This window comes from Algoriphagus sanaruensis (genome assembly GCF_001593605.1).
GTDB classification, from domain to species: domain Bacteria; phylum Bacteroidota; class Bacteroidia; order Cytophagales; family Cyclobacteriaceae; genus Algoriphagus; species Algoriphagus sanaruensis.
Genome location: NZ_CP012836.1, coordinates 1,113,667 through 1,128,792, shown reverse-complemented (window position 1 = coordinate 1,128,792; position 15,126 = coordinate 1,113,667). Strand labels below are relative to the sequence as shown.

Annotated in this window: 6 protein-coding genes; all 6 read right to left on the bottom strand. The window is 43.3% G+C overall.

Annotated elements, in window-relative coordinates; translation table 11 throughout:
- Positions 1-12: 12 nt before the first annotated feature.
- The 6 genes from AO498_RS04980 to AO498_RS04955 all read right to left on the bottom strand — a co-directional run bounded on the left by AO498_RS04980 (position 13) and on the right by AO498_RS04955 (position 14,973).
- The gene (locus AO498_RS04980) at positions 13-3,273 is read right to left on the bottom strand and encodes a VCBS repeat-containing protein (RefSeq protein WP_082792190.1); all 3,261 of its coding nucleotides are present in this window, start codon (positions 3,271-3,273) and stop codon (positions 13-15) included.
- On the bottom strand, positions 3,273-6,572 hold the full coding sequence (locus AO498_RS04975; protein ID WP_067544397.1) for a VCBS repeat-containing protein: 3,300 nt from the start codon (positions 6,570-6,572) through the stop codon (positions 3,273-3,275). Before AO498_RS04975 ends, AO498_RS04980 begins: the two co-directional genes overlap by 1 nt.
- Positions 6,569-7,150, bottom strand: coding sequence for a hypothetical protein (locus AO498_RS04970; protein WP_067544395.1), 582 nt, complete (start codon positions 7,148-7,150; stop codon positions 6,569-6,571). The genes AO498_RS04975 and AO498_RS04970 overlap by 4 nt, the downstream gene beginning before the upstream one ends.
- Complete coding sequence (locus tag AO498_RS04965) at positions 7,119-10,400, bottom strand: VCBS repeat-containing protein (protein WP_067544393.1); 3,282 nt, start codon at positions 10,398-10,400, stop codon at positions 7,119-7,121. Before AO498_RS04965 ends, AO498_RS04970 begins: the two co-directional genes overlap by 32 nt.
- A gap of 69 nt (positions 10,401-10,469) precedes the next feature.
- Complete coding sequence (locus tag AO498_RS04960; protein ID WP_067544391.1) at positions 10,470-11,960, bottom strand: RagB/SusD family nutrient uptake outer membrane protein; 1,491 nt, start codon at positions 11,958-11,960, stop codon at positions 10,470-10,472.
- A gap of 19 nt (positions 11,961-11,979) precedes the next feature.
- Complete coding sequence (locus AO498_RS04955) at positions 11,980-14,973, bottom strand: SusC/RagA family TonB-linked outer membrane protein (RefSeq protein WP_067544389.1); 2,994 nt, start codon at positions 14,971-14,973, stop codon at positions 11,980-11,982.
- Between the last annotated feature and the right edge of the window lie 153 nt (positions 14,974-15,126).

Sequence of the window (15,126 nt, the reverse complement as noted above, 5' to 3'; positions counted from 1 at the left end):
TTTTCAACAGCTTTATTTAAGCCAAACCGGAAAACCATTGTTGGATACTTGAAGAAGCTTTCTAGTTGCCTTCGATCCCACCCATCCCATCCAAACCACAGGATCCGAAGTTGGGGGCAAATTCTCCAATTGCCTCCACATGCCATTCGACCATTTCCAGGCGGAAGATTTCAAGGCAATAGATTTACCCAAATCCACTCGGAAGTCCATTGAATTGCCTGAGACATAGAGAATCCCCTCTTCATCCAGGACCAAGCTTTGAATTGGGCCATATTGAAGTGGGGCAGGAAATGGAGTCCATTCAAATCCTCCAGAGGTATTTTGGACATACATCCCGGATTTCAATTGATACACCGGTTTAGGATAAACCCCTTCAAGTTCTTTTTCCGAAAATAAATCTTCAGGACGGGTGATCTGGGAATAAGCTGCATAGGAGGAATGCTTCCGCTTCAACCCCGGAATTTGACGAATCAAATCATCACGCGTTGCAAAAGGAACAAGCTTGTCCCCCATGTAATGAAACACAATCGGATCGGCTTGGCCATTTTCATCGAAATCATGATGGTATAACCAAAGGGGCTTGGTTTCGCTGGCTTTGAGCTTGGTATTTTCTCCCAGATTCCCCACCAGGATATCCATCTTCCCATCTTGATTGACATCCGCAAACTGTAAAGTTTGGATCCAGCCCGAAGAATATTCCAAACCAGGAATGGATCGTTCAACCAACTTCCCTCCTTTGAATTCCAAAACCCGAATCGAATTCCAGTCTCCTGAAATGACCAATTTCGAAGATCCATCGCCCAATAAATCTACAAATGCAGCGGTATTGATCATTCCCAAACGTCCCCCTTCAGGCAGCATTGCATCACTCGCATCCGAAAATTGCCCGTTTCCATTATTAATCAGAAGAGCACTTTTGGGACTTGCCCCGTAATCACCAGTGACTACCGACGCTCCGACGAACAAATCTAAATCACCATCTTGATCGAGATCAAAAGGAACAATCGCGCTCGTATTTTCTCCCAAGGGAGGCAGCGAATTCATCGCAAATTGAAATTTGCCCTGACCATTTCCGAAAAACAAACGATCGAATGCAAACAGGTTGCCTGTTGGATATTCATTCCCTCCACTACCAACATATAAATCCAAGAGCCCATCTCCATTGAAATCTGCAAATTCAGCGACCGTATCTTCTGCTTTGGCCAATTGTCGGAAAATTGGATTTTCCACTTCCACAAATTGCCCGGAAGGCTGCTGAATCAAAATGACCCCGGCTTGATCTTTAGCTCCTCCCAAATACAAATCATCCAATCCATCACCATTGACGTCTCCCACTGCAACAGCTGGGCCTTCCATCGAGTAGGTTTTTAGCGCTAAATATTCACGCTTGATAAAATCCACCTCACTTTTTTCATCATGCTTCCAAGGAAAAGCAGGTTCTGGCTTCTCAGAGACCGCCATGGAAACATTAAATTCCTTCATGATTCCCATTCCCTTTTCCAAGAGGATCAGCGTATCGGAAGAAATACCAGGATAAACTTCCAAATCCCCCTCTGGCCAACTGACTTGAATCGAATCAATCGTAGCGGTGTTCCCCAAGCCAAAAACCAAGGTAGTCGATGGGCCGGATTGAAACCCCCTACTGGTGCTCAGGCGTTGAGTCCAAGTCTGACCAGAGGCGAAAAGTTTAACTTTTGCCCCGATACCAAAGGAATTGTTTTTTTGACCTCGAAGCGCCACTCGAAGGTGATGATTGCCTGATTTTTCAGAATGGTTTTGATAAATAAAGGCCTCTTGGTCGATATTATTGATCACCAAATCCAAGTCACCGTCATTATCCAAATCTGCATAGGCAGAACCGTTGGAATAGCCTTTATGGTCTAATCCCAATTGTTTGGCTTTATTTTCAAATCTCAAATCTCCTTGATTTATCCATGCGAAATTTGGAATCTCGAGCTTTGGCAGGAGCGAAATTTGTTTTTCACGCAACTCCTCCATAGGAGTACGAGCATCGGCATCTTGAGAGTATTGGATAAAATCCAAATCGTTGGGTCGTTTAGCAATCCCATTACTTACATGAATATCCAGTAGCCCATCATTGTCCATATCAAACAGCAAAGGCGACCAACTCCAATCTGAGGCGTGAACATCTGCAAATTGGGCGATTTCTGAAAAGCCATTTCCTTCCGCATTTAACTGTAAGTGATTCCGAACATATTGATCTCCGTAGTCAAAATTGGACTTGATTTGGTAGACCTCTGCCTTGTCCTCACCGACTGATTTCATCCAAACCTCCGGATCCTCTGGGAGCATATCGGTGGTAAAAATATCCGGCCAACCATCTCCATTGAGATCAGCAGCATCATTCCCCATGCTATAACGGCTGGTACTGGAAATCAACTCCTGCAAGGATTCCCGGAAAGTACCGTCTTGTTGATTCAGATAGAGATAATCGTTTTCTGTAAAATCGTTGGAAACATATAGATCCAACCAACCATCTCCATTAAAATCCTCCACGGCAACTCCTAGCCCAAAACCTAAAATGCTGGAATAAATGCCAGATGCTAAGGTTACATCTTCAAAGCCTTTTCCTCCTTCCATCAGTAGGTTTTTGAAAAGTTTATCGCCGGAAGGATCAATTTTTTCGCGATTGCCAGCCTGTGCAAATACTTCGGGCGACTTCACATTATGATTCAAAAGATACAAGTCCAAATCCCCATCTCGGTCATAATCCAAAAACGCTGCATGGGTACTGAACCCCTTGAAATCTACTCCAAACTCCTTTCCTACTTCCTGGAATCTACCCTCCCCAAGATTAAGGTAGAGCTTATTTTGACCTTGGATTTTTCCATAATCCCCAACCTGACAAACGTAAATATCCAAAAGCCCATCCCCATTCACATCGCCCATGGTGACTCCGGTGGACCATCCTCCATCTCCAGAAACACCTGCGGATTCGGTGATATCTTCAAACTGAAAATTTCCGCGATTGAGGTATAGTCGATTGGGAACTTGATTGCCTGTGAAGTACAGATCGACTAGCCCATCCCCGTTGATATCCCCGGTGGCTACTCCCCCTCCATTGTAGAAATAGAGGTATTCAAGAATATTGGACTCTAGGCTGGAGGTGAGTGTATTTTGAAAATTCACCCCTGTTTGAGTAGATGGGAGCAATTCAAAAAGTTTAGCCTCTTCCTTTTGCTCTTCTGAGGCACACCCCAAAAAGAACAGGACACTTAAACTTATGAAAAGATATGAGCGAAATGAATTCATCAAAACTTCCAGATTTCAGCTGCCGCGTTGTTTTTTACCACGAGCAAATGATTACTTCCTAAAACCGAAAATTCCCGAATATCTCCATCCAAATGAAGTCCATGCACGCGATTAGGAAGAAATTCAAATGTGCCATCACCTTTCCCGATGAGCACCTCTCCAAAGCCAGCATCGTACTTACCCACTTCCGGTTTGGCTTGAGACAAATTTCCACCCAATACCAAATCAAGAATTCCGTCTTGATTCAAATCAAGGGTCTGAATTGCAAATACCCAGGTTTTTTGTGCTTCAATAGGAAATGATTTCCACTCAAAATTTCCACCGCCTAGGTTCATCAAAACGCCAGACTCCAAATGATTGACCTCCTGTCGGATGGATTTATCCACGATTTCCTTTGGAAAAATATCGGTAAGACTTTGATCGTTGTAATCGGAATATTTGATGTATTTCTTCTTGATCGAAGGCACCTGTTTTTCCAATTCGTGTTTGAGGGCATAAGGAATTTCTACGTCCTGATTTCTCCGCGTAAAAATCTGCTCAATGGATCCATTTTGATCCAAATCATTTAGAAATAAACTAACAGGATGCTCCGAACTCACCTTAAATCGGGTATTCAACCCATGATTTCCAAACGCAAAATCAACTCTCCCGTCCCCATTAAAATCACCGGAAGTAATTGTTCGATACCATCCCTTAAGCGACTCCAGGGAAGGGATTGATTGCTTGACTAGCTTTCCTTCCACTTGTTTAAAGAAAGTTGGAGCCATCCATTCTCCCACCAGAATTACATCTTTCTCACCATCGCCATCGTAATCAACTACTTCCAAATCAGTCACCATGCCCAAGTCCTTCAAGTCAAGTGCAAGCGCTGCAGACTGTTCAGAGAAGTTTCCTTTTCCATCATTGATCCAAAGTTGAGAACTGGCAGGCGCTCCATAGGTAAACGGAACCAAACGACCTCCTACCACTAAATCCGAAGCTCCATCGCCATTGATATCCAGGACTCCTACTGCAGCACTACTTCCAAAAACAGCTCCTAGACCTGATTGATTATGTTTGGAAAAATTACCCTTCCCATCATTTAGATACAATCGATCTGCAAGATCAAGCGATCCAAAACCGGACTCATTTCCACCTGACACCACCACCAAATCCAAATCTTGGTCCCCATCCACATCGACAAATACCGCGTCGACATCTTCCGAAATCGCATCAGCCTCCAATTCCGGCTGAGGCAATTCACGATAGCCTGTACCAGAACCTAAGTAAACTCTACCCGGAAATCCTTTTGCTCCACCAAAGAATAAATCCTCAATCTGGTCCCCATTGACATCTCCTTTGGCTACAGCAGGACCTTCGGTAGAGAACATATGATAAGTCAAACGATCCCGATCAAAGTCCACAAATTCATTTTCCTGATGGACAAAGGGAAGGGAAATCGAAGGGTCTTTGGTAAATGTGTTTTCCGGTTTAGGAGAGAAAAACGAAACACCTTCCGGAAGACTTCCTGCTTCTTCCCAAGCAAGCGTCACCAATTGATCTGCCGATTGATTGGTAAGTTGAGTGTAAGCTCCATCAGGCCAAAGAACTTCGATTTGATCCACTTGAGATACTTGACCTAAGCCAATGGTGATTTTTGGATCGACACTTGACTGAAAGCCTCGATTGGGCATTTGCTCGGTGTAAAATTGCTGCCCTCCAACAGTCACTCGAATCTGAGCACCAATTGCTCCGGTATTTTTCCCCTTCCCTTTAAGGGAAAGTTGAATTGAATGATTTTCCGGATGGAGGGCTCGGCTTTGATTTTTGAAAATTTGCGCTGGTCGATTGGAGTTATTCACTACTAAATCGAGAATCCCGTCATTGTCCAAATCTCCATACGCCGCCCCATTTGAATGTATGGCTCCACCAAGACCCCATGCTTCAATGACATTTTCAAACTTGAGATTTCCGAGATTTCGAAAGGCGTAATTCGGAACGGGATTAACTGGGATCGGGTCGATCAATGCTTTGTAATCCACGCCTTGCTGGGAAATTATCTTCACCTTGGTCTCCTCATCATCGATAAAATTTAGGTAATCCAAGTCGGTGATGTCTTGGTAAATCCCATTCGCCACGAAAATATCCCGCTTCCCATCATGGTCCATATCAAACATCAGAGCTCCCCAACTCCAATCGGTTGCTTCTACATTGGCTAAGCGACCAATTTCACTGAAAGTCCCATCTCCATTGTTGAGATGGAGCATATTTCGGGAAAATTGATAATGATAACCGTGGGTCTTGTTGAATTGGAATTTATCCCAATTTTCGAACGTAGTCACTTGCTTCAAGCGTGTGGTAGGTTCAGGCAACATATCGGTCACGAAAATATCCAGCAAGCCATCCCCATTGATATCTGCTATATCTGCACCCATTGAGGCAGCACTAATCGATCGCATGGCAGATTCCAAGCTTTCTGTAAATGTTCCGTCCTGGTTATTGATGTAGAGGTAATCTTTTTCAAAGAAGTCATTGGAAATAAAGATGTCAGGCCAAGTATCCTGATTGACGTCTCCGATGGTAATGCCCAAACCAAAGCCAATGATTGATCCATAAATTCCAGCTTCCTCGCTTACATCCGTAAACTTTTCTCCGTCGTTTCGGAATAACTTGTCACCACCAACAGCATCTCGCACCGGGCGTTCATTCTGCATTTTATTGAAAGAGCCGATTGCTTGATACGAATTATTCAAAAGATAGACATCCAAGTCACCGTCTTTGTCATAATCGAAAAATACAGCATGGGTTGAAAAACCTTGATCGGCTAGGCCATACGCTTCCGCTTGTTCTAGGAAAGTTCCATCGCCTTGATTGATGAACAGCTCGTTTTGTTTATTGTCACCCGCAATATCGCCGGAGTTACACACATAAATATCCAACCAGCCATCACCATTGACATCAGCCATAGCGACCCCGGTGCTCCAAGCTCGGGTGCCTGCCACGCCAGCCTTTTCGGTCACTTCTTCAAACTGGAAATCCCCTTTGTTGAGGTAGAGCTTATTGGGCTGCATGTTTGCCGTAAAATACAAATCAGCAAGTCCATCATTGTTTACATCACCTATCGCTACCCCACCTCCGTTGTAATAATTCCGGTAGGTAAAAATGTTAAACTCTTCATCAAAAGTGAGGGTATTTGCGAAATCAACACCTGATTGCTCAGGAGCGATTTCTACAAAGAGTTTGGGCTCAGTGGATTCAGTATTTTCCTTGCAGGCAACTAGACTCCCCAAGGCGAGGACGGTGATGATTAATTTTCTCATGAGTTTTTATCCTCTTTTAGTTTCTTCAAAACAGGCAGATCTTCAATCTCGACCCGTACTGCTGAAAGGTGCTTTTTGAAGACTCTTATTCTCCGATTTCCATCGATTTTGACAAATGCGACTTTGGTTTTATCCTTGTCACTTACTTCCAGGAAGCCTTCTCCATACCATTTTTCAAAAAGCGCAACCACATCTTCTCGAAGCTTTTCAGCTGTCAATTCTTCATTCCATGGTGCCCATCCTTCGTAGGTAAATTCGATAGGCATCACATAGATTTTATCTCCTTCAAATTTGGGATAAAAGCGCATTTTAGCTTCGTGCCCGGATGGAAGTACAAGTGAATGTTCAACAGATAACTCGGTCGGGCCGTTGGTTAGAACTCCCTCTTTGTTTTTCTTCCAGCAAACTTCGAAAAATTCTTTTCGATCCATTCCAAGCCTTAAATCGAAAAACAAGTCATTGACTTGCTTGCCCGAGGCCAGTTCCCGACTTTCCATTTTCTCATAGTCAGACTGGCAGGAAACCAAGGAAATAAAGAGAAGAAAACTAGCGAATCGCAAATAGAAGTGGTGTGTCATTGTTTCGTAGTACAAGTAAGTTGGATTGATTGGCGATCTCGATCACCTGAATATCCCGGATTTCACCAGGGACGAATAGGCCGCTTTGCTCAGGAAGTAGCGCTTGCCAGGAATTGTTTTTTGCTTCTAAGACCCAACCATAGCTCCCCAATTGAGACCCTAATTCAGGTTTGATTCGGGATTGATTTCCACCTACAATTAAAAGAGGGGATTTCCCAGGTTTCGAAATTAGAGCGTTCGCATAGATCGGAGCAGATTGGACTTCAGAGGGAAGGAATTCTTCCACCAAATGACCTTTTCCTTGATTAATCCATAAGGAAGTTTGCAGACGATCTAGTGGCAAAATTAAGGAATTTGCCCATATCGCTTCAGGGAAAAGCTCTTCTAGCGCCTTGTCTTTGTAAGACGCATACGTGACCAATTGTTTTTTAAGGGAAGGGATTTGACGAAGCAATGAATTCTTCATGACCCAAGGAATATGTTTCCCGTTTTGACGCTGCGCCAAGATCGGGTCTAAGGCTCCATTTTGATCAAAATCATTGACGACAAGTGCCATCTGACTTTCTAAGCTTGTTTTCAAGCGGAAATTGAGGCCTCTATTTCCTGCTAAGATATCTGGTAACCCATCTCCATTCAGGTCTTGGACGAGGAGTGAATTCCATAAACCTCGGGTGTTATCCAGACCAAATGCCGATGAGTTTTCTATCCACTGTCCACGTTCGTAAGAAAACACATGGATTCCCATCCATTCCCCAGCCAAAATCAACTCATTGCGGCCATCTTCATTCAGGTCTGCAAAAGCACCTGAGGTCAGCATACCTATTTTTGAAAAAACGGTATTCCATTGGGAGGTGATATCGGTGAAATTACCCACTCCATCGTTTTGATACACGATAAGCCCCACCGGAAGTCCATATCCAAACGGCAATGCTCTGGTGCCTGTAAAGACATCCAGATCTCCATCTTGGTCAAAATCCTCTGTCAAAACAAAGGAAGTTGGAACCAAGCTAAAAGATTGAGTTGAGCGAGAAAATGCCCCTGATCCGTCATTTAAATAAAGTCGATCTTGAAAAGGAAGGGAATAATCTGCAAACTCCACTCCACCAGCTCCAACCCAAAGGTCTACATCTCCATCTTGATCCGCATCAAAAAAATGAGCAACCACATCTTCCGAAAGACTGTCTTGAGCAAAGAGGTTTCGATTGGTCTCTACAAAATCGTTTCCTTTTTGAACATACATTCGGGAAGCCTTCCCTTTGGCTCCTGGAATAAAAACATCCGTTGTTCCATCTCCATTTACATCAGCCAAAGCAGCTTTAGGACCCTCATCGCTGATAGACCAAAATCGCAATCGATCACGATCAAAATCAATAAACTCACTTTCTTGGTGTAAAAATGGCAGTGCAATCTCTACTTTTTGAAGGGCTTTTTCAAAATCTTGAAGAGAGGAAGGATTAGCGAAAGTGGCTCCTTCTTCTTTTAATTTAAGTGTTTGGTTGACGGGGATATTTTTGAGCTGGGTTTGGTTGCCAGAGGGCCATTCCACGAGCAATGAATCAATCGCGCCACTTTGCCCCAGTCCGAAATGCAATCTCGGATCGACCGAAGACATGTATCCCTTGACCGGTTGGTATTCTTGAAAAAGAGTCCTTCCGCCAGAATACACCGTGGCCTTAGCTCCGAATTCTGCTCCCAAATCTAAGGTCAGGTAAGCTGAACCTTTTAATTCACGTTGCTTATTTTGATAAAGAAAAGCCTCCTCATTTAGATTATTAATTACCAGATCCAAGTCCCCATCGTTATCCAAATCTGCATAAGCAGCACCAGTACTGAAGGTCGGAAAATCTAAACCAGCTTTTGAGGCGATGTTTTCAAAGTTCCAGTTTCCTCGATTTGCAAAGAGGTAATTAACCTGCGGCACGGAAGGAAAGGCATCGATCATGCGTGTCACGAGCAAGGAATCCTTTTTTAATCCAGAAATATCTTCTTGTTGATTGGCGTAAAAATCCACAAAGTCGAAATCGGTCAAATCTTTCACGATTCCATTCGCCACAAAAACATCTTTATTCCCATCCAGATCTGCGTCAAAAATCAAGGCACCCCAGCTCCAATCTGTAGCCTCCATTCCTGTCATTCTGGAAATTTCAATGAAAATTGGCTCTTTGGTTCCAGGCTGGCTTCCTAGGTTTCGCTGTAAGGTATTTCGGGTAAACTGCCGATGGTAGCCTGATTTAAAGTTTGCCTGCGCCTTGTCCCAATCCTCAAAGGGAGTTTTGGTTTTGACCCGAGCTAAGTCCGAGGGAAGCATTTCTGTTACAAAAATGTCGGGACGCAAGTCATTGTCCAGATCAGCGATATCGGCCCCCATTGACCCCATGCTGATTTCGGGAAGGACCTCAGGAAGGACTTCTTTGAAAGTCCCGTCTTGATTATTTAAATACAAGTAATCGCGTTCAAAAAAATCATTAGAAACATATAAATCAGGCCACATGTCTCCATTCAAATCAGAAACGGTGACTCCTAATCCATAGCCAATCGCACTCCCGTATATACCCGCTTCCTGGGACACATCGACAAAATGGGTCCCATCATTTCTAAATAGTTTATTGCCTCCTTCAGGATCACGAATTTCCCGCTGACCTACCCGAAGGTCAAAAACTCCGACAGAACGTCCAGAATTACTCAGCAAGTACATATCCAGGTCTCCGTCCTTGTCATAATCAAAAAATACTGCATGTTGACTGAGGCCTGATTCAGCTAATCCGTATTTCTCGGATTGTTCGGAAAAGGTCAGATCTCCATTATTGATGAACAATTCATTGTGTCGTCTTTCCCCACCTTTTGGGCCAGATTTACACACATAAATATCCAAGAGACCGTCCCCATTTACGTCAGCCATACTTACTCCAGTCGACCAAATGCCAGAGGAATTTAATCCGGCATCGTGTGTAATGTCTTTGAATTTCAGGTTACCCTGATTGAGATAAAGTCGATTTGAAGTTTGATTACCCGCCAAAAAAATATCAGGAAGTCCATCTTGATTGATATCTCCGATTGCGACTCCTGCACCATTGTAAAAATTTCGAAACGTGTAGGGATTAACCTGTTCGGTGTACACGAGATCATTTCTAAAATCTACTCCAGAGTAATCGCTGGAGACAAGCGAAAAAAGTGAATCGGATTGATCCTCCTTAGGCTGACAGCCCAGCCAAGTAAGCCATGCAAGGGAAAGAAGAATCCTGGTTTTCATGGGTTGTATTCAGAAAAAAAGGAAGTGCACCCGAAAGCACACTTCCTTTAGAAATTCACTCAGATCAAATTAATAACCTGGATTTTGAGTCAAATTAGGGTTAGCATTGATTTGCTGCTGAGGGATTGGGAACAAAGCTCTGAAAGGCTCAGAAGTTCCTTTTTCCCACCAAGGAAGATTCCACTTACCGAAACGGATTTGGTCGCTTCTACGAGTAGCTTCAGCAAACATTTCAAATCCTCTTTCATTGTAGATATCATCCAAAGTAAGAGAAGCGTAAGCTGGCATACCAGCTCTTGTTCTCACTTGGTTGATTGCAGCTAGCGCTACAGCAGTTTTTCCTTGACGGAAAGCAGCTTCACCTTTGATCATGATGATTTCACCAAGACGGATCAACGGATAGTCGTTGTTCAAAGAAGAACCAGCACCTGAAGCAAATTCGAATTTACCTACACGAGCACCAGCTTGTCTATACGCGTTAGGAGCAAGCATGTTGATTTCTGGAGTGAAAGTCAACGGCTGACCGTCAGGGTCATTAGCTTCAGCAGAGATATCATTCAATCTAGAACCGTCAGAAGAGAACTGAGGACCTACGATGAAGGAATTCTTTCTAGCATCATTGTCATCAAAGCTGTTGTAGAATTCTTCCAAAGAAGAATATCCATTCCAAGGCTGCTCCTGCAAGTTGAAGGTGTTTTGGCTTAAGTAGTGCAAAGTCATTTGAACCAAGTTGAAACCACCAGCATTGTTCTGGTCATAAGGAAGCGTGAAGATGTTCTCAGTAGAACCAGAGTTTCTCTCAGAGAAGTTGCTGAAGAAGTTAGAAGACAATGAATACTGTCCGCTATTGATTACTGCGTCAGCTGCAGCTTCTGCATCTGCCCAACGAGCAGTTCCAGTATATACTTCAGCATTCAAATACAACTTAGCCAAGATTGCTTGTGCAGATACTTGATTCAAGGTGTATTTACCTGAAGTAGCAGGAAGAAGAGAAAGGTTATCCTTGATTGAGCTTTCGATGAAAGCGAAAACTTCAGCTCTTGTATTGTTTCTTGGATTACCACCAGTTGTTTCTTCAGTAACGATAGGAACATTACCGAAAGAATCCACTAACCAAAGGTAAACAAGCGCTCTAAGAACTCTCAATTCTGCACCCAAAGCAGCTACATCCGGATATTGGATCAACAAGTTGTTGATTTCACCGATCGCAGTGTAGCAGTAGTTCCAAGAGTTATTGAAAGATTCTTCAGAAGGTTGCCAAGTATGTCTGTGCATTCTCAACCACTGACCACCATCTTCCCAGTCAGCACCTTTCTGAGTGATCGCCATCTCATCAGATGCTACTTCGTTGATAGACCAAATACTATTGTGACCACCCCAAGAACCTACGATTCTTGAGTAAGCAGAAGCCTTCAGTACAGCAATCAAATTAGGGTTGGCGCTATTGGCAACATCCTCCGCTGTAACCCCATCCAATACCTCCTGCTCCAGCTCCTGACATGCGCCCAAGGCGAATACCAAGGGAAGCACTAAACCGATTTTTCGAAATGATTTAAACATATCTGTGGAATTTGATTGGTTATTTGAAGTTCACAGTTACACCCAAAGTGAATGAACGAGTTTGGAAATAAGTATTTCTACGCTCGATACCCGGAGAAAGTGAGGTAGTAAATCCGTCACCGTTTTCAGAGTCATTGATTCTAACTTCTGGGTCGATACCTGTGTAATTGGTAATTGTAAATAAGTTCTGTGCTGCAAAGTACACTCTCAAAGAACTCAAATTTGGAGAATTGGTTTTGAAATTGTAACCCAATTCCATGTTGTCCAAGCGTACAAATGAAGCATCTTCAATGTATGAGCTGTTGAATGTAGGAGTAGAAGTTACTAGTGGGCTAGTTGGAGTCTTGTCAGTTACGACAGAGTTCCAAGTGTTAGAAGCTCCATCAGCATTCTCGTAGAAACCTCTGTAAGAGTTGTACAAGTCATGACCCCAAGCACCTCTCAAGAATACATTCAATGTCCACTGACCGTAAGCAAAGGAGTTAGCGAAACCGAATTCACCTTTTGGTAGACCGTTACCTAGCTTTTCAAATTCGTTAGGATCGGTAGTAGAAAGGATATATTGACCAGCTTCAGTGTAACCCAACAATCTTGGACCGTAGAAATCACCCAATGTTTGACCTACTCTGTTGTAGATGATTGGGTTGTTGTTCTGACCTGGAGCACCTGGAGTTGCGAAACGCAATTCGTCGAATCCTAACTCACCAGCTGACAAGCTTTCGATAGTAGTTTTGTCGTAGATGGTGAAGTTGAAGTTAGGGCTCCACTTCAAAGAACCTTTTCCGATTTGGTTAACACCAACTGCGAATTCAAAACCTGCAGCTCTCAAGTCAGCCAAGTTTACCCAAGTAGAAGAAGCCGTGTTGAAACGTCCTGGATCAAATGGGTTTGGACCACCTGTAGCAACTGGTACATTAAATAGAAGGTCAGAGATATTTCTGGTATAGTAATCAACGCTACCGTTCACTTTGCCATCAAACATGCCGAAGTCAACACCCACGTTAAATTCTTTCTTAGTTTCCCACTTCAAGTCTCTGTTAGGGTTAGACTGCTGAGTGATACCTACGAAGATGTCATTCTGAGTCAATGGGTCACCATCAAGGTCGATTCTGTTACCATTACCGAACACACCCAACGCCAAGGTTGGAGATGGAGGAAGGTTACCAGTTACACCGTAGGATACTCTTGGCTTGAACTGACTGAAGATTCCCATATCGAAGATCTGGGTGAAGTCAGAACCTACAGAGAATGCAGGGAACACACCAGTTTGGTTATTTGGGCCGAAACCAGAGTAAGTTTCAGCTCTTACTGAAGCAGACACGAAGATCATGTTGTCCCAGTTGAAGTTAGCACGACCAAATGCAGAGTTCAATTGATCTTGGTTAGCGTAAGAGAATACGTTGGTGTTGTTACCCAAACGGATTGCACCAGCACCTAAGTTATTCCATCCCACATCGAATAGGAATTGTCTAACTCGAGCATTGAAACCTTGAGTAGTTGTGTACTGTGTACCCACACCACCCAAAAGGGTCATATTCAATTTAGAAGAAAGATCAGTTTCGTATCTCAAAGTAGATTCCAAGATTCGCTGAGATCTATCATAAGTTGTTCTTTCAGCAGAACCTTGAGCACCGATACCTACTTGGAAGTCATTCAAAGACCAGAATGCACCAGAAAGTGTATTTCTACGGTCTTGGGAATACTGAGCAGACCAAGTCAAGTTTGGAAGGATGTCAAATTCAGCTCTGTAAGAAGTCAAAGCAGTTTTTGTTTCACCTACGAATTTTTGCTGTCTAGCAAGAGCAACTGGATTGTAGAAGTCAAACAAATCTCGTTGGAAATATCCTCCGAAATCTCTGCTATCCTGTGTATTCTCTTGGAAGACAGGAGCAGTAGGGTTGTAGATAGTTGCATATCGGAATGCAGCATCATTGATTGATTCAGAATCAACGTTAGTGAAAGACAAGTTCACGTTGAATCTCAATCTGTTGTTCATTGCACCTTGAGAAAGGTTCAAACGAGTGTTCAAACGCTCATTTCCAACTCCGTCAACGATACCGTTGTTGTCACGATAGTTCACAGAAGCCATGTAGCTTGAGTTACCAAAGCTACCAGACACAGAAGCGTTGGTTGTATAAGAAACTGCATCAGAGATCAATTCTTGTCTCCAGTCAGTATTGCTTCCAAAGTTAGTACCACCTCTAGCTACAAATTCTTCAGCTGACAATACAGGAATCAAGTTAGTAGCCTGATCCATGGTCGCAAAAGAGTTGATGGTCACGTTAGTTGTGCCTTCTTTCTTTCCTTGCTTTGTAGTGGTGATCAAGATAACACCAGAAGAACCTCTAGCACCGTAGATCGCAGCAGCAGAACCATCCTTCAATACGTCGATAGACTGAATGTCATTCGGGTCAACGTTCTCAAGAGAAGCACCGATTACACCGTCCAATACGATCAATGGAGATGAGTTAGCTCCGAAGGTAGACAAACCTCTCAATCGGATATTGAATCCGTTGTTAGGGTTACCACCTGGACGAGTGATAGACAGACCCGCTACTTTACCTTGCAATAATTGAGTAGGGTTAGAAACGTTACCTCTGTTGAAGTCGTCAGGCTTAACACCCACTACTGCAGAAGTAATTTCTTTTTTGTCTTGGCTACCGTAACCGATAACTACTGCTTCCTGAAGAGATTGAACATCTTCTTGCAGGCTTACAGTAATTGTAGACTGGTTGCCAATTTCAACTTCCTGAGTGAGGTATCCCACAAAGGAAATAACAAGCACTTGGTCACCGGCTTGAAGAGGCAAGGTAAACTTACCGTCCAAATCCGTGGCCGTGCCTCGGGTCGTTCCTTTGATAAGGACCGTTGCACCCGGTACAGGGTCTCCAAGCGTTGCATCCAGGACAGTACCTGAGATGGAACGGTTTTGGGCGTTGGCGACTACTATAGTACCGATCATCAGTACCATCGCAAGCATCAACGACTTGAGTTTTGGTAAATAATTTCTCATAGGGTTTGTTGTTTTTTGAAAAAGCGAAATAGGTATGAGTACTAATATTTCAAATCTAAAGTCTGGCAAGGATTTTAATTTTGCAAATCTTAACAAACTCTCTAGTCATATGTCTAAAAATCTTCTTACAACAGATCAATGCTAATTTTAACA